Origin of the sequence: Streptomyces viridifaciens (assembly GCF_001888885.2) — a bacterium.
Lineage (GTDB): Bacteria > Actinomycetota > Actinomycetes > Streptomycetales > Streptomycetaceae > Kitasatospora > Kitasatospora aureofaciens.
The window spans coordinates 1,420,646-1,437,811 of the sequence record NZ_CP090841.1; the positions used below are offsets into that span (position 1 = coordinate 1,420,646).

The window sequence follows — 17,166 nt, forward strand, 5'->3', positions numbered from 1 at the left end:
GGGGACGAAGCCGGACCCGAAGCCGGACGCGAACATCGCGCGCCACCGGGCCCGCCCGTCCCAATCCCCTCCCCCACCCGGCCACCGCGTCCCTGGCGCCGTGGCCGGGCGGCGCGGCAGCGTGGAGAGGAGGTGGCAGCGTGTGCGGTCACGCCTGGACGCCGGAGGAGGCACGTGATGGCCAGCAACCAACCCACCCCCGGCCTGGAACGCCGGATCGTGGTCGGGATCGACGGATCGGAGCCGTCGAAGGCGGCGCTGCGCTGGGCGGTCGGCCAGGCGGTCCTCACCGGGGCCGTCGTGCACGCCGTGGCCGCCTGGGAGTACCCGTCGCTGTACGGCTGGTTCGCGCCGATGGTGGACGAGGGCTTCGAGCAGGCCGCCCGCCGCACGCTGACCGCCGAGGTCGACGACGTCATCGGGCCGGAGCACCCGGTGGCCGTCCGGGAGAGCCTGGTCCTCGGCCACGCCGCCCAGGTGTTGCTGGAGGCGGCCGAGGACGCGGACCTGTTGGTCCTGGGCAGCCGGGGCCGGGGCACCTTCGCCCGGACGCTGCTCGGCTCGGTGTCCACCCGCTGCGCGGTGCACGGGGCCTGCCCGGTGGTGATCGTCCGCACCGACGGTACGGCCTCCGCCCCTCCGCCCCCGGCCACCGCAACCACAGGCACCACCTCGACCGCAGGCACCACCGCGACCACAGGCGCGGCCGTGACCACAACCACGGGCGCGAGCACGACCGGGGAGCAGGCTCCACAGGCCGTCCGCACCAAGGACTGGCAGCTCAGCCTGCACGTGGTCGAGGACCGGGACACCACCCGGGTGCACGCCGTGCTGGACGCCGACGGCAAGGTCCTGCACAGCGACGCGCTGTCCCGCCGCAACCCCCGCGACACCCCGGCCCCTGCGGTCGGCGACGACTTCGCGGTGGGCCGCGCCCTGGTCGACCTCGGCCACCAGCTGCTGCGCGCCGGCGTCCACAGCGCCACCGACCCGGCGGAGGAATGAGCAGGAGGAGTGCGCACGGACCGTGCGCGGTAGGACATGCTGAACCGCGACGCCTCCCCCGCTCCCCGCCCGGAGCCCACCACCCCTCGCCGGAGTCCACCCGCCGATGAACACGCCCGACACCGACGCCGCCCCCGACTTCACCCCCGCCGACTTCACCCCCGCCGAGCGTGCCCGCGGCCGCGCGCTGCGCCGCTCCCAGCTGCCGTGGGCGCTCGGCGGCCGCCTGGCGGGCCTGGCCCTGCCCCTGGCGCTCGGCTTCACCCCGGCCGGCGCCGCGCTGGTGACGGCGACCGGCCGCTGGTTCGGCGGCTCCCGGACGGCCGAGGTGCTGGCCGGTGGCGCGGCGCTGGTGCTGTTGGGGCAGGCGCTGCAGTTGCCCTTCGGCGCCGGGGCGCGCGCGGTGCGGGCCCGGTACGGGCTGGTGACCCAGGGCTGGACCGGCTGGGCGATGGACGCCGTGCGGTCGCTCGCGCTGACCCTGCTGCTCGTCCTGCCGCTGGTGCTGGGCCTGTTCGCCCTCACCGCCTGGTCGCCGCGGCACTGGTGGTTCCCGGCGGCCGGAGCGGCGGCGCTGCTGACGGCCGCACTGTCCTTCCTCCACCCGCTGCTGATCGAGCCGGTGTTCAACCGCTTCTCGCCGATGCCCGAGGGTGAGCTGCGCACCGCCCTGCTGGCGCTGGCCGAGCGGGACGCCGTGCGGGTCCGGGACGTCCTGGTGGCGGACGCCTCCCGGCGGACCACCGCGCTGAACGCCTACGTCTCCGGGTTCGGGGCGACCCGCCGGATCGTCGCGTACGACACCCTCCTGTCGGCGGCCGAGCCGCGCGAGGTGGAGCTGGTGGTGGCGCACGAGCTGGGGCACGTCAAGCACCGGGACGTGCCGGTCGGCACGGCGCTCGGGGCGGTGGGTGCCGCCGTGGCGGTGGCGGCGCTGGGCCTGCTGGCCGACTGGCACCCGCTGCTGTCGGCCTCCGGGGCGGACGACGCGGCCGATCCCCGGGCGCTGCCGCTGCTGGCCGCGCTGGCGGCGCTGATCGGCGCCCTGTCGGGCCCGGTGCAGTGCGCGGTGAGCCGCCGGATCGAGGCCAGGGCGGACCGGCACGCGCTCGAACTGACCGGGGACCCCGAGCAGTTCATGGCGATGCAGCGCAGACTGGCCGTGGTGAACGTCTCGGATGTCGACCCGCCGCGGGTGCTTGAGCTACTGTTCGCCACTCATCCGAGTGCGACCCGCCGGATCGCGGCGGCCCGCGCCTGGCGGGCCGAACGGGAACGGTCGGCGGGCACGTCGCCCTCGGCCGGTGGGGCAGCGGCGGGGCCGCGCGCCACTCCGGGCAAATCCGTTGTATAGTGCAACAAATTTGCGGGCGACAGCCCGCAACAGACGGCGCGACAAGCCGTCAAGGCAACAACGCAACACAGCAAGAAGCCGACAAGCCCCAAGGAGGTAGGAACGCCGTGCCCGGCCGCCAGTCGTCCATCGACACCATCCAGCGCGAGCTGACCGCCTTCGCCCGCCGTGCCCGGCACAAGGCCTCCCAGCTGCACCCCGACCTCTCCCTGGTCACCTACAGCATCCTCGACCTGATCACCGAGCGCGGCGGCTGCCGGGCCGCCGACGTGGCCGCGCACTTCATGCTCGACAAGTCGACCGTCAGCCGCCAGGTCACCGCCCTGGAGCGGCTCGGCCTGCTGCGCCGCGAGGCCGACCCGGACGACCAGCGGGGCCAGATCCTGCGCGCCACCGAGGCCGGGCTCAGCCTGCTGCGGGACGCCAACGAGCAGCGCCGGACGGCCTTCACCACCCGCTTCACCGACTGGTCCGACGAGGACGTCGCCCGCTTCGCCGCCTACCTCGCCCGCTACGGCGAGGAGGGCTGACCAGGGGACCGGCCCGGGACCGTTCGGGGTGCGTCCCACCGCCCGCGCGGTGTACAGAGGAGGGGTGCCCCTCCGGCAGCGTCCCGATGAGCCGCGTCCGCACGTTCGCCCGCCCTCCTGGCGGCCCGATCCCCGCGTGATGACGGCGCTGCCGCTCGCGCTGATCGTCCTGATCACCGGGCCAGGGGAGCGGCCTTCTGCGGGCGCGGCCTTCTGCGGGCGCGGTCTTCCTACGGGAGCCGCTCGACCACGACCATCGCCGCGCCGTCGTCCAGCCGGTGGCCGACGTGGGTGAGCAGGTCGCGGCGCGGGTGGTTCAGCAGGACGGCGGGGCGCTCGGTCCGCCAGGCGGTGACCCGGTCGGTGAGCGGGTAGAAGGCTCCCGCGAGCCGGGCGGCCTACCGCTGGTACCAGTCGTCCCCGCCGGTGCGCAGCGAACGGCCGAGGTAGTCCCGCAGATCGTTGGCCACCCACCGGCGGCTGTCGCTCTCGTGCTCCCACACGAAGACGTCCGGCCGTTCGGGCTTCTGCACGAAGGCGAACAGGTCACCGCCGCCGTTGTCCCCGAAGAACAGGAAAGGGTCCAACGGCATGTACAGCCGGGCGAAGGACTCGTCGGACCGGAAGAGCAGGTTCTGCTCGACGATCTGCTCCACGGTCCAGACGGTGTCCACCGAGCTGCGCCCGATCACCCCGTCGCTTTCGAGCAGCACCTGCCCGAGGTCGGTGGGCAGCCTCCGCCCCAGCCGCTCCTCGGCTTCGGCGATCGCGGACGCCGCCGCCGGCGCCCGGAAGCCCGCCTCGGGAAAGATCTCCTGAACCGCTCGTCTCCACACGGCCGAGAGCCTAGTGGCAGCCGCGCCCGCGCCCCGGGTCCGTCTGCCGCCCCGGAGGAGGAGGCCGGGCCCCTGGATGCCGCCTCCCTCAGGGCCGGTACACGTACGGTGTGGTGGTGCTCAGCCGCGCGAAGCCGAGCCGTTCGAGGATGGGGCGGCTCTGGTCGCTCGCGTCGACCTGCAGGTACTCGTAGCCGAGCTCGGCGGCGAGCCGGGCGCGGTGGGCGACCAGGGCGCGGTAGATGCCCCGGCCGCGCCAGGCGGGGACGGTGCCGCCGCCCCACAGGCCGGCGAACCCGGTGCCCGGCGTCAGCTCCATCCGGGCGGCGCTGACCGGCTGGTCGCCGGCCATCGCGACGACCAGGCTGATCGTGTCCGAGCTGTGCCGCAGGTGGTCGAGGATCCGCTCGCGCAGGCCGGGCATGTGCCTCTCGAAGGCCTGCTCGTGGGCCGCGACCACGAGGTCCACCCCGGCCGGGTCGGCCACCGACTCCAGCCGGACGCCCTCCGGCAGCACCGGATCGGTGTGCAGGTCCTCGATCCGGGCGATCATCAGCGCCTCGTCCGGCTCGGCGGTGAACCCGGCCGCGAGCAGCCGCCGGCCGAGGTCGGCGGGGCGGTCATGGGCGTAGGTCTTCCACTCGAACTCCAGCCCCAGCTCGGTGAAGTGGCTCACCTGGGCGGCGATAGCGGCGTCCGCTCCGGCCTCGTCCAGAGCGGACCAGACGATGCCGTTCCAGGCGCGCTCCCCGCCCACCTGGCGCACCACGGCGCCGTCGCGCTCGACGCGGACGCCGGGGCCGTCCGGCTGCGCGTCGCGCCGGATCCGCTGGTCGAACAGGGCGAGTACGTGATCACGATCCATCCGGCCACCTCAGCACGTCCTGGAGGTGCACGCCAGCGGTTTTCCGCCCCTCGGCTCACGCCCTGGGCGTGCGGATCACCTCGCTCGGCGCCTCCGCGCCCATGATGGCGTCCAGGATCGCCCGGGCGGCGGCGAGCTCGTCCATCTGACGGGTGATCCGGGCCCGCTCCCGGGCCAGGCCGTCCAGCAGTTCCGGGCAGGTCGGGCCGGCCTGCCGCTGCCCGGGCAGCGGCAGGCCCGGGAGGATCTCGGCGATCGCGGCGCTGTTGAGACCGGCCGCGAGCAGGGTGCGGATGCCGTGGACGGCGTCCACGTCCCGGTCGCCGTACTCGCGGTAGCCGCTGGGGCGGCGCTCGGGGGTGAGCAGGCCCTGCTCCTCGTAGTAGCGCAGGGCGCGCGGGGTGACCCCGGTCCGCCGGGCGAGCTCTCCGATCCGCATCGCGGCACCTCCGATCGACCGGCCGACGGGCTCGGTTGGCTTGACTCTGCCGTCGGCGTGAAGGTCTAGCGTAACCGCCGTGCCGAACCAATCCTCTTTCCCAACCCCCTTCTCCGATAACGCCGTTGCCGTCCTCGGCCTGGGTCCGATGGGCCGGGCGCTGGCCGGGGCGCTGCTGGCCGCCGGCCACGACGTCACCGTCTGGAACCGCACACCGGGCCGGGACGGCGCGCTGCTCGCGCAGGGCGCCCGGCCCGCCGAGAGCGCCGCCGAGGCCGTGGCGACCGCGACCACGACCGCGACCGCGGCTTCGGCTGCGAGTTCCGCCGCAGCGGCCGGTTCCCCGCTCGTCCTGCTCTGCGTCCGCGACCAGTCGGCCGCCCGGGCAGTGCTGGACGCCGCCGGAGCGGCGCTGCGCGGCCGGACCGTCGTCAACGCCACCTCGATCACCCCCGAGGACGCCCGGGCCAACGCCGCCGACGCCCGGGCCCGGGGCTTCCGCCTCCTCGAGGCCGCGATCCTCACCCCCACCCCGACCATCGGCCGCCCGCAGGGCACCGTCCTGCTCAGCGGCGACCCCGAGGCCTTCACCGCCCACGAGCCGACGCTCCGCGCTCTGGGCACCGTGCGTCACGTCGGCACGGACCCCGGACGGGCGGCGGCCTTCGACGCGGCCCTGCTGGACCTCTTCTGGACCACCGTGCACGGCCTGGTCCACGCCCTCGCCCTGGCCCGCGCCGAGGGCATCAGCGGCACCGAACTCACCCCGTACGCCCAGGGGTTGCCCCAACTCCTGCCGCCACTGATCGAGGACTTCGCCCGGCGTGCTGACGAACGCCGCCACCCGGGCGACCACAGCAGCCTGGCCTCCGCCGAGGCCGGACTGTCGCACGTGGCCCACACCGCCCGGGCCCGCGGCCTGGACACCACCGTCCTGGACGCCGCCCTCGCCGTCACCCGCCGTGCGGTCGAGGCCGGACACGGCTCGGACGGCGTGTCGGGCCTGGTCGAGCTGTTCGCCCGGCAGGCCACGGCCTCCAGCACCGGTCCCGCCACTACCGGTCCCGCCGCTGCGCCGAGTAACCGCCGTCGACCGGCAGGACGACCCCGGTGACGAAGGAGGCGTCGCCGGAGGCCGGGAGGAGGACGGCGGCGGCGACCTCGGCCGGATCGCCGAGACGGCTCACCGGGTGCAGCTTCTCGATCGCCTCCAGGTACTCGGGCCCTGCCGGGCTCCTCCCGCAGCCGGGCGATCCGTTCGGTGCCGGTCGTGCCGGGGGCGACGGCGGTGATCCGGATGCCGCGACCCGCCCGTTCGACGGCGAGGTGCGTGGTCAGCCCGTACGACCAGCGGCCACCAGCGCCGGGGTCAGACGGTCAGCACGATCTTCCCCTGCAGGTGCCCCTGCTCGCTGATCCGGTGCGCCTCGGCCGCCTGCGCCAGCGGGAGCACCCGGTGCAGCGGCAGCCGCAGGTCGCCCGCCCCGTGCAGGGCGAGCGCGGCCGCGAAGGCACGCCGGTGGTACGCCTCGGCCTTGTCGGTGCTGCCGTCGAAGCGGACGCCGTACTGCGCGGCGTTCGCGAAGTCCGCGATCGTCAGCACCCGCTCCGCGCTGCCCGTCAGCTCGATCGACAGCGGCAGCACGTCCCCCTTCCCGACCGCGTCCAGCGCCCGGTCCACCCCGTCCGGGGCGGCCGCCCGCACTCGCTCGGCCAGGCCCTCGCCGTACGTCACCGGGATCGCGCCGAGTTCGCGCAGGTAGGCGTGGTTGGCCTCGCTCGCGGTGCCGACCACGGTGATGCCGCGCGCGCGGGCGAACTGCAGCAGCACGGTGCCGACCCCGCCGGCCGCACCGTGCACCAGCAGGGTCTCCCCCGGCCGTACGCCGAGGATGTCCAGCACCCGCTCGCTGGTCTCGGCCGCCACCGGGATCGCGGCGGCCTCCTCCCAGCTCAGCGTGGCGGGCTTGTGCGCCAGCATGTCCGCGTCGAGCAGCGCGTGCTCGGCGTAACCGCCCCCCATCAGGCCGCCGAACACCTCGTCGCCGGGCGCGAAGCCCGTCACCTCCGCGCCGACGGCCTCCACCACGCCGGACACCTCGTAGCCGGGGACGGCGGGGAAGACGGCCGGGAAGAGCGCGTGCAGCTCGCCGCTGCGCTGCTTGCGGTCGATCGGGTTGACGCCCACCGCGCGGACCGCGACCCGGACCTGGCCGGGGCCGGGAGCCGGCAGCTCGATGTCGATGGTGCGCAGCACGTCCGCGCCGCCGTACCGGGGAAAGGCGATCGCCTTGGTCATGGCAGGATTCCTTGGGGTTTCCGGGAGTTGTCCCGGGAGGTGGTTGCTTCCGACGCCTTCCATACTGCGGCGCCGCGGCCGGGCGTTCCGCCGTTCTTTCGGGCGGTTCGACCTGGCCGAACGGACGGGCCGCCGTCGGGCGCCGGGGGTTAGGGTCGACACCATGGACGAGAACTGGCAGCAGCACTGGGGCCGCCCCGAGGACGCGTTGGCGCGGGCCCTCGAGGTGCTGCGCGCCCCCCGACCGGACTGCCTGCGCACGCTCAGCGAAATGATCTCCACCCTCGTCCCGTACGAGGTGATCGCGCAGCTCAACGGCATCTGCACGGTCTCCCCCACGCACGCCCACGGCCGGCCCGAGCTGGCCGAGCAGATCACCGGCCTGGACCTGTCCCGGCTGGCCGAGCGCACCGCCGGGGCGACCGCGACCGGCCCCTGGCAGGGTGAGGCCGAACTCGCCGGAGGCCTCCGGCCGGTGGTGGTGACCGTGGCGACCGGCCCGGGCAGCGGCGGCAGCGCCGTCCTGGTCCTGGTCCGGGCGAACGCCGACCCGGTGGACCCGCGCGCGCTCACCCTGCTCCAGCGGTTCTGGGAGCTGGCGGTCGCCCACTCCGACCACCGCGTCACCGACGCCTCACCCACCAGCGCGGCGGTCTCCCGCGCCGCCGCCAACGCCCGTGCCCGGGCGATCGCCGAGTTCACCGGCACCCACAGCGCGGCACTCACCGCGGTCCTGGCGCCGCTGCGCTCGGCCGACCTGGACGACGCCTCCGCCCGCCGCGCCGCCACCGAACTCGCCGTCACCGCCCTGCTCGACCTGCGCCACGCGGCCGACCTCGACCGCGCCCTCAGCGAGGAACCCGCCGACGCCGCCTTCGCCCGGCTCGGCCGCGAACTGCGCCCGTTGCTGCGGCACACCCGGGTCCGGCTCGACCTCGCGCCCCCGGCGGACGCCTCCCGGCCCGTCCCCGCGGACACCGCCCACACCGCGCGGGACGCCGTCCGGGTCGCCGTGATGCTGATGCTGGAACAGGAGAAGCCCACCCGGCTGCACCTGAGTTGGCAGTTCACGGCGGACTCCCAGCTGCGCGCGGTGGTGCGCGACGACGGCCTCGGCCTGCTCGCCGCCGACGCCCTCACCGTCCACCGCACCGCCGAACGGATCGCCGCCCTCGGCGGCCGCTACGACGTCGAGTCGGTCCCCGGCTGGGGGACCACCGTGACCGTCGACCTGCCCCTCGGCCTGCGCTCGCCCACCGTCACCACCGACCCCCTCGACGGACTCCAGCCGCGGGAACTGGAGGTGCTCGACCAGCTCGCGCAGGGCCGCCGCAACCGGGACATCGCCGCGGCGCTGCACATCAGCGAGTCCACGGTGAAGTTCCATGTCGCCAACATCCTGGCCAAGTTGGGCGTCAGCTCGCGCGGCGAGGCGGCCGCCCTGGCCCACCGGGCCGGGATGCCCGGCCCCACGCGCCTGCACGTGGCATCCTGAACCGGTTCCGCCCCCGCACCTTCGGCCACAGGAGTCCCGATGACCCCGCCCACCACGCCGCGGACCGTCCTCGTCACCGGAGCCACCGACGGCCTCGGCCGCGCCCTCGCCCACCGTCTCGCCGGCGAGGGCGACACCGTACTGCTGCACGGGCGCGACCAGGGCCGGCTCGACCGCACGGCCCAGGAGATCGCCGAGGCCCAGGGCACCGAACGCCCCGTCACCCTGCGCGCCGACCTGGCCGACCTCGCCCAGGTCCGTGCCCTCGCCGCCGAGGTCCGCGCCGCCACCGCCCGGCTCGACGTGCTGGTCAACAACGCCGGGGTCGGCAGCGGCGAACCAGACGGCCGCACCCGCCGCACCAGCACCGACGGCCACGAACTGCGCTTCGCCGTCAACCACTTGGCCGGGTTCCTGCTCAGCCTCGAACTGCTGCCCCTGTTGCGCGCCTCCGCCCCCGCCCGGATCGTCAACGTCGCCTCGGCCGGACAGGAGGCGGTCGACTTCGACGACCTCATGCTGGAACACGGCTACAACGGAACCAGCGCGTACTGCCGCAGCAAGCTCGCCCAGATCGCCTGCGGCTTCGAACTCGCCGCGCGGGTGCCGGCCGCCGAGGTGACCGTCAACAGCCTCCACCCGTCGACGTACATGCCGACCAAGATGGTGCTGCAGGAGATCGGCCACAGCGTCGACAGCCTCGAAGGCGGCGTCACCGCCACCCACCGGCTGGTCACCGACCCGGCCCTCGCCGGCGTCACCGGCCGCTACTACGACCGGACGCGCGAGGCCCGGGCCGACCGCCAGGCCTACGACCTGCGGGCCCGGGCAGAGCTGTGGGAACGCAGCCTGAAGCTGGTCGGCCACGCCGGCATCTGAGAGGTGACGGTGACAACGACCGACCGACCGCTCCCCACCACCTGGGACCCCGCCGCCCCCGGCGTCCTGCGGCTGCCCTCCGGACGCCTGCTGCGCGGCCGGGGCGTCCGCAACCCGCTCCCGCCCGGGCCCTCCCCCGACTTCGGCGTCTACCTGCTGGGCCGGCAGCCGCGCCCGCTGCCCTGGGACAGCCGGTGGGTGCGCTGGCCCGACTTCCGACTGCCCGCCGACCGCGCGGACGCGGCCGACGCGTTCCGCCAGGCCTGGGAACGTTGCGCCACCGAACGCGTCGAACTCGCCTGCGCGGGCGGCCGCGGCCGCACCGGTACGGCGCTCGCCTGCATCGCGGTGCTGGACGGCGTACCGCCGAAGGAGGCGGTCGCGTACGTCCGGGAACACTACAGCCGGCACGCGGTGGAGACGCCCTGGCAGCGGAAGTTCGTCGAGCGACAGGCCTAGGGTCCGTCCTCGGACTCCGCGTACAGGGCGGCCGTGGAGCGGTCGGCGTTGGTGGCGGAGGTGAAGACCACGTGCCCCACGCCGGTGGCGGCCGCCGCGTCGAGCAGGGCGGTGCCCTGGCGGACCTCGGTGGCGAGGTCCGTTCCGAACGGCACCGCCCTGGGCGCCGGTGGCACCTGTGACGGCCTCTTCGCCGAGGACAGCGAGGACGAACTCGCTCTCCTGCTACGGCACATGAACCGCACGGTCGAGCTCAGCCACCGGCAGATCGCCCGACTGGCGGAGAAGGGCCTCTAGGTCTTCCGCAGGTCGGGCGCCGGCGCCCCGATCAGCAGCCGCCGCACCGCCTCCCAGGCCGCCCGCAGTGCGGCCGCGCAGGCCCTGGTGTCGGAGTCGAGCAGCCGCAGCCAGGCGCCGCTGTCCTGCGGCAGCACGCTGACCCCGTACAGCAGCCCGCGCTCCGCCAGGGCCTCGTGCAGCACGTCGGCGATCCGGGCCGCCGGGGCGAGCGGGCTGAGCACGTACAGGCTGGACATCACGTCGTGCCCGCCGAGCACGGCCGGGCCGGCCACGCTGCCGTCGGCGGGCTCCAGCCGTACCGTGTCGAGGGCTACCAACTCTCCGCCCGGGCGGCGCACTTCGAGGTCCGAGGCGAACACCCGGTAGGCGTTGCGCTCGCCCCTGGCCAGCCGGCCGGCCAGGACGGTCTCGCCGGCCAGCACCGTCGCCCCGGCGTCCGCGGTCAGGACGGTGCGCTGGTAGAAGCGCGAGTCGACGAAGGGGATCACCGGCTCGGGCAGGTACTCGACGTAGGCGCCCGGCCCGGCCTCCAGGTTGACCAGCTGGGTCGCGTAGTCGTGCTCCATCCGGTAGACCTTCGTGGCCGCCTGGGTGGTCAGGTGGACGGCCGTGTCGGCGCCGCAGCGGATGTCGGTGCGCAGCCGGTCGGCCTGGAGGATGCCGCCGCCGGTGGACATCAGCAGGGTGACGGCGAGGTCGGGGCGGGCCGGGTCGAAGTAGAGCGGGCGCATGATCTGCAGCGGCGACTTCTGGTAGTGGCCGGTGAGTTCGGTGCGCCCGCCGATCCGCTCGAAGGCCAGCTCCAGCAGCCCGACCTTGCCGGGGCGCCCGACCGCGAGGGTGTCGGGTGTCCCGGCGTACCGGCGGACCTGGTGCGGGACGCGGGCCGGCTCGTAGTGCCGGGGGTCGAGCCGGGGCACTTCCCGCTCGCCCGCGACGGCCTCCGCCTCGGCAGCCGCCCGCTCGGCGACCGGTGGAGCCGTCACGCCGGGACCTTCCGGAAGGTCTCCAGGAAGGTGGCGATGTCCTCCAGCCCCTCCCCCGTCAGGCAGTTGGTGAGCACCACCGGCCCGCCCTCGCGCACCCGCCGGGCGTCGGACTCCATGATGCCGAGGTCGGCCCGGACGTACTGGGCGATGTCGATCTTGTTGATCACCAGCAGCTCCGACTCGGTGATGCCCGGGCCGCGCTTGCGGGGCATCTTCTCGCCCTCGGCGGTGTCGAGGACGAACAGGAAGAGGTCGACCAGCACCGGGCTGAAGGTCAGGGTGAGGTTGTCACCACCAGACTCGAACAGCAGGGTGTCGACGTCCGGGAAGCGCTCCAGCATCTCGGCCCCGGCGGCGAGGTTCATCGTCGGGTCGTCCCGCACGGCGGTGTGCGGGCAGGCGCCGGTCTCCACGCCGACCACCCGCTCGGGGTCGAGCACCCCGGCAAGGGTGCGGCGGACGTGCTGGGCGTCCTCCTGGGTGTAGATGTCGTTGGTGATGACCGCCGGGCGGTGGCCGCGCGCGATCAGCACCGGCACCAGCGCCTCGATCAGCGCCGTCTTGCCCGAGCCGACCGGTCCGCCGATGCCCACCCTGAGCACGTTGTCGGTCATGCGATTCCCTTCGATCGTAGGTGTGTTCAACTCGCGAACAGCCGGGCCTCGGCCCGCTCGTGCCGCCCGGACATCGCGTCCGCGATCGGTACGCAGCCCCCGAGGTCGGCCGACTCCCGTACCAGTGCGGCCGCCACCACCTCCCGGATCACCGGGGCGGCGGCCCGCAGGACGACCTGCGCCCTGCGGTGGTCGGTCAGCCGCAGCCGCAGCGCGGCGCCGACGAAGCTGGTGCAGAAGGCGAACAGGTCGCTGGCGACGGCCTGTTCGACCGGTACGGCGGCCGAGGCGTACGCGACCCCGGCGGCCACCGCCTGGCAGCCGGGGGCGCGCTTGTCGGCGACCAGTTCCGCGTACCGCTCCAGCGGCTCACCGCCCACCGACTCCCGGGCGATGTCCAGGAGTTGGCGGCCGGTCCGGGTGGCGGCGAGCCTCAGCTCGCGGTTGAGCTTGGTGGCGTGCAGCCGCTGGTCGATCTCGACCAGCAGCTCCCAGTCGCCCTCCGACGCGGCCCGGTGGGCCAGCGCCAGCGCCGTCGCGTCGGACGGTCCGACGCTGTGCCGCAGCAGGTCGGCGAGCAGCTCGGGCACGGTGTCGGGAGTGACGGCCTTCGCCTGGGCGTAGCCCTCCAGGCCGTGCGAGAGGGTGTAGAAGCCGCTGGGGAAGGCGGAGTCGGTCAGCTGAAGGCTGACCAGCAGGGCGTCCAGCCCGTCTCCCGTGGGGCTGCTCATGCCAGGTAGAACAGGTGGTTGAGCGGCAGTTCGCGGGCCGGCTCGATGGTGGCGGGTTCGCCGTCCAGGGTGACCTTGTACGTCTCCGGGTCGACCGCGATCTTCGGCAGGGCGTCGTTGCGCAGCATGTGCTGCTTGCCGACCGAGCGGCAGTGCCGTACCGGCAACACCCGGCTTTCCAGTCCCAGTTGGGCGGGAACGCCGAGGTCGACGGCGGCCCGGGACATGAAGCTGATCCGGGTGGCCTGCCTGGCCCGGCCGAGCGCGCCGTACATCGGGCGGTAGTAGACCGGCTGCGGGGTGGGCAGCGAGGCGTTCGGGTCGCCCATCAGGGCCCAGTTGATGATGCCGCCCTTGATGACCATCTTGGGCTTGGCGCCGAAGGAGTTGATCGGCCAGAGCACGATGTCGGCCAGCTTGCCGGGCTCCAGCGAGCCGATGTGCTCGGCGGTGCCGGAGGCGATCGCCGGGTTGATGGTGAGCTTGGCGAGGTAGCGCAGCACCCGGAAGTTGTCGTTGCGCTCGCTGTCGCCGGCCAGCTTGCCGCGCTGCTCCTTGCAGTGGTGGGCGGTCTGGAAGGCACGGGTGAAGGACTCCCCGATCCGGCCCATGGCCTGGGAGTCGGAGGAGAAGATCGAGATGACGCCCTCGTCGTGCAGCACGGTCTCGGCGGCGATGGTCTCGGCGCGCACCCGGGAGTCGGCGAAGGAGACGTCCTCGGGGATGTCGTGGCTGAGGTGGTGGCAGACCATCACCATGTCCAGCAGTTCGTCCACCGAGTTGACGGTGTAGGGCAGGGTCGGGTTGGTGGAGGACGGCAGCACGTTGGGCTCGCCGGCGATCCGCATGATGTCGGGGGCATGGCCGCCGCCCGCACCCTCGGTGTGGAAGGTGTGGATGGTGCGGCCGTCGATCGCGGACAGGGTGTCCTCGAAGAAGCCGGACTCGTTGAGGGTGTCGGTGTGGATGGCCACCTGCACGTCGTACTCGTCGGCGACGCCGAGCGCGCTGTCGATCGCGGCCGGGGTGCTGCCCCAGTCCTCGTGCACCTTGAGGCCGCACACGCCCGCCTCGACCTGCTCGCGCAGCGCGCCCGGCAGCGAGCCGTTGCCCTTGCCGAGCAGGCCGACGTTGACCGGCAGGTCCTCCACGGCCTGGTACATCCGGCCGATGTTCCACGGCCCGGGCGTACAGGTGGTGCCGTTCGTGCCGTCGGACGGGCCGGTGCCGCCGCCGATCAGGGTGGTGATGCCGTTGCTCAGCGCCTCCTGCGCCTGCTGCGGGGCGATGAAGTGGATGTGGGTGTCGATGCCGCCGGCGGTGGCGATCAGGTGCTCGCCGGAGATCACCTCGGTGCCGGGGCCGATCACCAGCTTCGGGTGCACCCCGCTCTGGGTGTGCGGGTTGCCGGCCTTGCCGACGGCGGTGATGAAGCCGTCCTTGACGCCGATGTCGCCCTTGACGACGCCGAGCACCGGGTCCATCACGACGACGTTGGTGATGACCAGGTCGAGCGCGCCCTGGACGGCGGTGGCGGCCGGGTCCTGGGCCATGCCGTCGCGGATGCCCTTGCCGCCGCCGTAGACGGCCTCGTCGCCGTAGTGGCCCTGGTTGAAGTCCTGCTCGACCTCGACCACGAGGTTGGTGTCCGCGAGGTGGAAGCGGTCGCCGACGGTGGGGCCGAAGAGGTCGGTGTACTGCTTGCGGGACAGGATGGCCATCAGCGGTCGCCTTCGTTCCGGAAGCCCGCGCGGGGCTCGTCGTCCTTGTGGTCGAGGTTGGTGCCCTTGAAACCGCGGGCGATCGCCCGGTCGATGGCGCGGGCGCGGGTGTCCCGCGCCGTGGTGCCGCCGTCCACGAGGTTGCTGAAGCCCACCAGGCGGCGGTGCCCGCCGAACTCGGCGAGCGTGACGTCCTTGGTGTCGCCGGGCTCGAAGCGGACGGCGGTGCCGGCCGGGATGTCGAGGTGCTTGCCGAAGGCGGCGTTGCGGTCGAAGTCGAGGGCCCGGTTGGCCTCGAAGAAGTGGTAGTGGGAACCGACCTGGATCGCCCGGTCGCCCGTGTTGCTGACCGTGATCGTGGCCTTGGCTCGGCCGGCGTTGATCTCCACCGGGTCGTCGCCGTACAGGTATGCGGCGCCACCAGACATGGCTGGCCTTCCTCTCTGCCGGTTCAGTGGGGGGTGTGTGCGGGGGTGTGGGGGTGACTGTGACTGTGTTTGTGACCGTGACCGTGGCCGTCGCTGTGGTGGCCCCCGCCCGGGCCGTGGCTGTGGGCGTAGCCGTGGCCGTGCTCGGCGTCGAGGCCGGCCAGGATGCCGTCCTCGCCGTGGCCGAGCAGGTGCAGCGCCGCCGCCGTGCGGGCCGCGACCACGCCGGCGATCGCGGACGGCCGCAGCAGCGGGCCGCCGTCCCGTACGTCGCTGTCCCGCAGGTCGGCCGGCAGGGCCGGGCCGAAGGAGGCCGTGACGGCCGTGACCCGGTCGGCGCCGAGCAGTCGGCAGCGTTCGGCGCCCTCGGCCGAGCCGGGGTCGCCGCCCGCGAAGGCCACCTCGACCAACCGGTGCCGCCCGTACTGGCGGACCAGCCGGGCGATCCGGAACAGTTCGGCGTCCTCGAACGGCCCGGCCGCCGGGGCGGTGACGAGTACGGCGTCCCCGCCGCCGGCCGAGGCCGCGGCGGCGCGCAGCCAGCCGATCAGGTGCTCGGCCGCGCCGAAGGGCGCGGTGAGCGCGAGCCGTCCGCGGCCCTCGTCGTCGGCGAGCCAGCGCAGGGCGCGGGCGGTGTCGGCGACCAGCTTCGGGTCCCGTCCGAGGGTCATCGGTACGACGCACACCGGTCCGTCGCCGGCCGCCAGGGCCGAGCGGACGGCTTCGGCGAGCGGTCGGCCCGCGGCTGCCGCGGCGTGGACGACCGGCCCGCGCCCGGCGGGCGCGCCGCTCGGGGTGACCAGGCCCACCAGGTCGCGGCCGCCGTCACTCTCGTGCCCGCCGGCCAGGACGACCACCGCAGGCTGGGGGGCGGTCATCGCTCAGGCACCGACCGGGTCGTGGCAGGAGACCAGCTTGGTGCCGTCCAGGAACGCGGCCTCGACCTGGAGCAGCGGCAGCATCTCGCGCACGCCGGGCATGACGTCCGCGTTGCTGACGACCTGCTTGCCGATCTCCATGCACTCGGCGACGGTGCGGCCGTCCCGGGCGCCCTCCATGATGGCCTCGCTGATCAGCGCGCAGGCCTCGCTGTAGTTGAGCCTGACGCCGCGGTCGCGGCGTTTGCGGGCCAGATCGGCCACGACGTAGATGTAGAGCTTGTCCATCTCACGCGGGGAGAGATTCACGGGAACCACTCCTCCTTTCCGAGAAACCGACGGAATGCAAGTCCGATGAAAAGCAGATCAGTTGGGCCACCGTGGGGCGGAATACCGGGTTCGGCCGCCTGCGGGATCAGACCCGGCGCAGCCGGGGAATCACCGGTACCGCGGCCAGGAACAGCATGGTGGTCAGCACGAACGGCCACGTGAAGGCGTGGCCGCCGAACGGCGCGGTGATCGCGCCGAGCGCCGGGGTCAGCACGGTCGCGGCGGCCGTGGCGGCCGTGGCGGCCGTGGCGACCAGGCAGAACGGCGCGGTCAGCGCGGGCAGCCCGCGCCCTTCCAGTAGGGCTCCGAGTGCCGCGGTCACCACCACGGCGACGACGGCGCCGAGCACCGCGACCGCGACCGTCGCCGGGTGGCCCGGGCCGAGGAGCACCGCGCACCCGAGCGCGACCAGGCACCCGTTGTACCCGGTCAGCCCGGCCTCGACGGCGTCCCGCCGCAGCCCGAAACCGTACGCGGTGGACCGCATGAAATCGACCTGGGCGCCATCGCGCAGGACTTCGACGACTAACTCGACGGATATCGGACGGGCGGCGGCGGAAGCCCTTTTCGGGACCCCTCCCCCACCCTTTTGTTGACCCATACGGCCCATACGTCGCACCAATTCCCCGGTACGGCCGAGGGGGCTCGGGAGACTGCCCGGGAGCCCGTTCGGCGATTCGTGGGGAACCGTACTCCTGCGGATTCGGAAACGGGATGGACACCTGGCGTTACGTCAAATCGACCGACAGTCACGACGTGGGCGCTGAGCTGCAACATTCTGTTGAAGCCGCGGCGCGGCGAAGTGGCTGAAGAGGGCAATTCTTTGCGAAGTTTTACTCGCGGCAGACAAGCGCCGGAATATGGCTATGCCAAGTAATCCGCGACAAATTCTGGCTATCCCGGCAATCCGGACACGCGGAGCCGTGGGAAAGCCGCGGGAATGCTGTGGGGCGCGGGGCCGATGTGGCGGAAATGTGAGTTCTTCGGGGTGCGATCGCACCGGAATGCGTGGAC

General features: G+C 73.8%; 22 protein-coding genes. 8 read left to right on the plus strand and 14 right to left on the minus strand.

Annotated features, from left to right (window positions below):
- Nucleotides 1–177: 177 nt before the first annotated feature.
- The 3 genes from BOQ63_RS13800 (at nucleotide 178) to BOQ63_RS13810 (ending at nucleotide 2,889) form a co-directional block, all read left to right on the plus strand.
- Nucleotides 178–1,005, plus strand: a complete 828-nt coding sequence (locus tag BOQ63_RS13800) for a universal stress protein (protein ID WP_063756503.1) — start codon at nucleotides 178–180, stop codon at nucleotides 1,003–1,005.
- Between the two features lie 106 nt (nucleotides 1,006–1,111).
- Nucleotides 1,112–2,359, plus strand: coding sequence for a M48 family metalloprotease (locus tag BOQ63_RS13805; RefSeq protein WP_078867119.1), 1,248 nt, complete (start codon nucleotides 1,112–1,114; stop codon nucleotides 2,357–2,359).
- A 107-nt stretch (nucleotides 2,360–2,466) separates the two neighbouring features.
- On the plus strand, nucleotides 2,467–2,889 hold the full coding sequence (locus tag BOQ63_RS13810; protein ID WP_030280170.1) for a MarR family winged helix-turn-helix transcriptional regulator: 423 nt from the start codon (nucleotides 2,467–2,469) through the stop codon (nucleotides 2,887–2,889).
- 398 nt (nucleotides 2,890–3,287) lie between these two features.
- Here the strand turns inward: BOQ63_RS13810 and BOQ63_RS13815 are convergent, their stop codons facing one another.
- From BOQ63_RS13815 to BOQ63_RS13825, 3 genes are all read right to left on the minus strand, one after another.
- Nucleotides 3,288–3,725: an SMI1/KNR4 family protein gene (locus BOQ63_RS13815; protein WP_072654332.1), complete on the minus strand. Its 438-nt coding sequence runs from the start codon at nucleotides 3,723–3,725 to the stop codon at nucleotides 3,288–3,290.
- A gap of 88 nt (nucleotides 3,726–3,813) precedes the next feature.
- Entirely contained in the window at nucleotides 3,814–4,590 is a 777-nt protein-coding gene (locus BOQ63_RS13820) for a GNAT family N-acetyltransferase (protein ID WP_030280166.1), read from the minus strand.
- A 55-nt stretch (nucleotides 4,591–4,645) separates the two neighbouring features.
- The gene (locus BOQ63_RS13825; protein WP_030280164.1) at nucleotides 4,646–5,029 is read right to left on the minus strand and encodes a MerR family transcriptional regulator; all 384 of its coding nucleotides are present in this window, start codon (nucleotides 5,027–5,029) and stop codon (nucleotides 4,646–4,648) included.
- Nucleotides 5,030–5,108: 79 nt separating this feature from the next.
- Between BOQ63_RS13825 and BOQ63_RS13830 the strand changes: the two genes are divergently transcribed.
- Nucleotides 5,109–6,143, plus strand: coding sequence for an NAD(P)-dependent oxidoreductase (locus tag BOQ63_RS13830; protein WP_223885927.1), 1,035 nt, complete (start codon nucleotides 5,109–5,111; stop codon nucleotides 6,141–6,143).
- Here the strand turns inward: BOQ63_RS13830 and BOQ63_RS13835 are convergent.
- Both BOQ63_RS13835 and BOQ63_RS13840 read right to left on the minus strand, forming a co-directional pair.
- Nucleotides 6,085–6,216: an SDR family oxidoreductase gene (locus tag BOQ63_RS13835; protein WP_318277526.1), complete on the minus strand. Its 132-nt coding sequence runs from the start codon at nucleotides 6,214–6,216 to the stop codon at nucleotides 6,085–6,087. The genes BOQ63_RS13830 and BOQ63_RS13835 overlap by 59 nt on opposite strands.
- Nucleotides 6,217–6,398: 182 nt before the next feature.
- The gene (locus BOQ63_RS13840; protein WP_030280156.1) at nucleotides 6,399–7,328 is read right to left on the minus strand and encodes an NADP-dependent oxidoreductase; all 930 of its coding nucleotides are present in this window, start codon (nucleotides 7,326–7,328) and stop codon (nucleotides 6,399–6,401) included.
- A gap of 163 nt (nucleotides 7,329–7,491) precedes the next feature.
- Here BOQ63_RS13840 and BOQ63_RS13845 point away from each other — a divergent pair, with 163 nt between their 5' ends.
- From BOQ63_RS13845 to BOQ63_RS13855, 3 genes are read left to right on the plus strand one after another with little or no spacing between them, the layout of a single operon-like run.
- Nucleotides 7,492–8,823 (plus strand): helix-turn-helix transcriptional regulator, encoded by a 1,332-nt coding sequence (locus BOQ63_RS13845; protein ID WP_046386036.1) that lies wholly within the window; start codon nucleotides 7,492–7,494, stop codon nucleotides 8,821–8,823.
- Between the two features lie 39 nt (nucleotides 8,824–8,862).
- Entirely contained in the window at nucleotides 8,863–9,702 is an 840-nt protein-coding gene (locus BOQ63_RS13850; RefSeq protein WP_072654334.1) for an SDR family NAD(P)-dependent oxidoreductase, read from the plus strand.
- Between the two features lie 3 nt (nucleotides 9,703–9,705).
- On the plus strand, nucleotides 9,706–10,161 hold the full coding sequence (locus tag BOQ63_RS13855; RefSeq protein WP_435796336.1) for a protein-tyrosine phosphatase family protein: 456 nt from the start codon (nucleotides 9,706–9,708) through the stop codon (nucleotides 10,159–10,161).
- Here BOQ63_RS13855 and BOQ63_RS13860 read toward each other — a convergent pair.
- On the minus strand, nucleotides 10,158–10,316 hold the full coding sequence (locus tag BOQ63_RS13860) for an NmrA family NAD(P)-binding protein (RefSeq protein ID WP_223885928.1): 159 nt from the start codon (nucleotides 10,314–10,316) through the stop codon (nucleotides 10,158–10,160). The genes BOQ63_RS13855 and BOQ63_RS13860 overlap by 4 nt on opposite strands.
- On the opposite strand from BOQ63_RS13860, the gene BOQ63_RS13865 reads away from it, so the two are divergent.
- Nucleotides 10,291–10,458: a hypothetical protein gene (locus BOQ63_RS13865; RefSeq protein WP_223885929.1), complete on the plus strand. Its 168-nt coding sequence runs from the start codon at nucleotides 10,291–10,293 to the stop codon at nucleotides 10,456–10,458. The two genes, BOQ63_RS13860 and BOQ63_RS13865, sit on opposite strands and share 26 nt — an antisense overlap.
- Here the strand turns inward: BOQ63_RS13865 and BOQ63_RS13870 are convergent.
- From BOQ63_RS13870 to BOQ63_RS13905, 8 genes are all read right to left on the minus strand, one after another.
- Nucleotides 10,455–11,381: an urease accessory protein UreD gene (locus tag BOQ63_RS13870; protein ID WP_072656251.1), complete on the minus strand. Its 927-nt coding sequence runs from the start codon at nucleotides 11,379–11,381 to the stop codon at nucleotides 10,455–10,457. The two genes, BOQ63_RS13865 and BOQ63_RS13870, sit on opposite strands and share 4 nt — an antisense overlap.
- Nucleotides 11,382–11,443: 62 nt before the next feature.
- Nucleotides 11,444–12,064: an urease accessory protein UreG gene (gene ureG, locus BOQ63_RS13875; protein WP_030551775.1), complete on the minus strand. Its 621-nt coding sequence runs from the start codon at nucleotides 12,062–12,064 to the stop codon at nucleotides 11,444–11,446.
- Nucleotides 12,065–12,090: 26 nt separating this feature from the next.
- Nucleotides 12,091–12,795: an urease accessory protein UreF gene (locus tag BOQ63_RS13880; protein ID WP_030280146.1), complete on the minus strand. Its 705-nt coding sequence runs from the start codon at nucleotides 12,793–12,795 to the stop codon at nucleotides 12,091–12,093.
- Nucleotides 12,792–14,516, minus strand: coding sequence for an urease subunit alpha (gene ureC / locus BOQ63_RS13885; RefSeq protein WP_030280145.1), 1,725 nt, complete (start codon nucleotides 14,514–14,516; stop codon nucleotides 12,792–12,794). The genes BOQ63_RS13880 and ureC overlap by 4 nt, the downstream gene beginning before the upstream one ends.
- A complete protein-coding gene (locus tag BOQ63_RS13890) occupies nucleotides 14,516–14,944 on the minus strand; it encodes an urease subunit beta (RefSeq protein ID WP_078867118.1) in 429 nt (142 codons plus the stop codon). Before BOQ63_RS13890 ends, ureC begins: the two co-directional genes overlap by 1 nt.
- Nucleotides 14,945–14,967: 23 nt before the next feature.
- Nucleotides 14,968–15,822 carry a sirohydrochlorin chelatase gene (locus BOQ63_RS13895; RefSeq protein WP_150475883.1) on the minus strand — a complete coding sequence of 285 codons (855 nt, stop codon included), beginning with the start codon at nucleotides 15,820–15,822 and terminating at the stop codon, nucleotides 14,968–14,970.
- A 3-nt stretch (nucleotides 15,823–15,825) separates the two neighbouring features.
- Complete coding sequence (locus BOQ63_RS13900; protein ID WP_030280142.1) at nucleotides 15,826–16,131, minus strand: urease subunit gamma; 306 nt, start codon at nucleotides 16,129–16,131, stop codon at nucleotides 15,826–15,828.
- Nucleotides 16,132–16,237: 106 nt separating this feature from the next.
- Entirely contained in the window at nucleotides 16,238–16,639 is a 402-nt protein-coding gene (locus tag BOQ63_RS13905; RefSeq protein WP_072654336.1) for an urea transporter, read from the minus strand.
- Nucleotides 16,640–17,166 lie beyond the last annotated feature (527 nt).

Excerpts from the sequence above, each read along its gene's own strand:
- BOQ63_RS13800 (WP_063756503.1), top strand. The coding sequence starts at position 178 with ATGGCCAGCAACCAACCCACCCCCGGCCTGGAACGCCGGATCGTGGTC.
- BOQ63_RS13805 (WP_078867119.1), top strand. The coding sequence starts at position 1,112 with ATGAACACGCCCGACACCGACGCCGCCCCCGACTTCACCCCCGCCGAC.
- BOQ63_RS13820 (WP_030280166.1), bottom strand. The coding sequence starts at position 4,590 with ATGGATCGTGATCACGTACTCGCCCTGTTCGACCAGCGGATCCGGCGC.
- BOQ63_RS13825 (WP_030280164.1), bottom strand. The coding sequence starts at position 5,029 with ATGCGGATCGGAGAGCTCGCCCGGCGGACCGGGGTCACCCCGCGCGCC.
- BOQ63_RS13840 (WP_030280156.1), bottom strand. The coding sequence starts at position 7,328 with ATGACCAAGGCGATCGCCTTTCCCCGGTACGGCGGCGCGGACGTGCTG.
- BOQ63_RS13845 (WP_046386036.1), top strand. The coding sequence starts at position 7,492 with ATGGACGAGAACTGGCAGCAGCACTGGGGCCGCCCCGAGGACGCGTTG.
- BOQ63_RS13850 (WP_072654334.1), top strand. The coding sequence starts at position 8,863 with ATGACCCCGCCCACCACGCCGCGGACCGTCCTCGTCACCGGAGCCACC.
- ureG (WP_030551775.1), bottom strand. The coding sequence starts at position 12,064 with ATGACCGACAACGTGCTCAGGGTGGGCATCGGCGGACCGGTCGGCTCG.
- BOQ63_RS13880 (WP_030280146.1), bottom strand. The coding sequence starts at position 12,795 with ATGAGCAGCCCCACGGGAGACGGGCTGGACGCCCTGCTGGTCAGCCTT.
- ureC (WP_030280145.1), bottom strand. The coding sequence starts at position 14,516 with ATGGCCATCCTGTCCCGCAAGCAGTACACCGACCTCTTCGGCCCCACC.
- BOQ63_RS13890 (WP_078867118.1), bottom strand. The coding sequence starts at position 14,944 with ATGTCTGGTGGCGCCGCATACCTGTACGGCGACGACCCGGTGGAGATC.
- BOQ63_RS13895 (WP_150475883.1), bottom strand. The coding sequence starts at position 15,822 with ATGACCGCCCCCCAGCCTGCGGTGGTCGTCCTGGCCGGCGGGCACGAG.
- BOQ63_RS13905 (WP_072654336.1), bottom strand. The coding sequence starts at position 16,639 with ATGCGGTCCACCGCGTACGGTTTCGGGCTGCGGCGGGACGCCGTCGAG.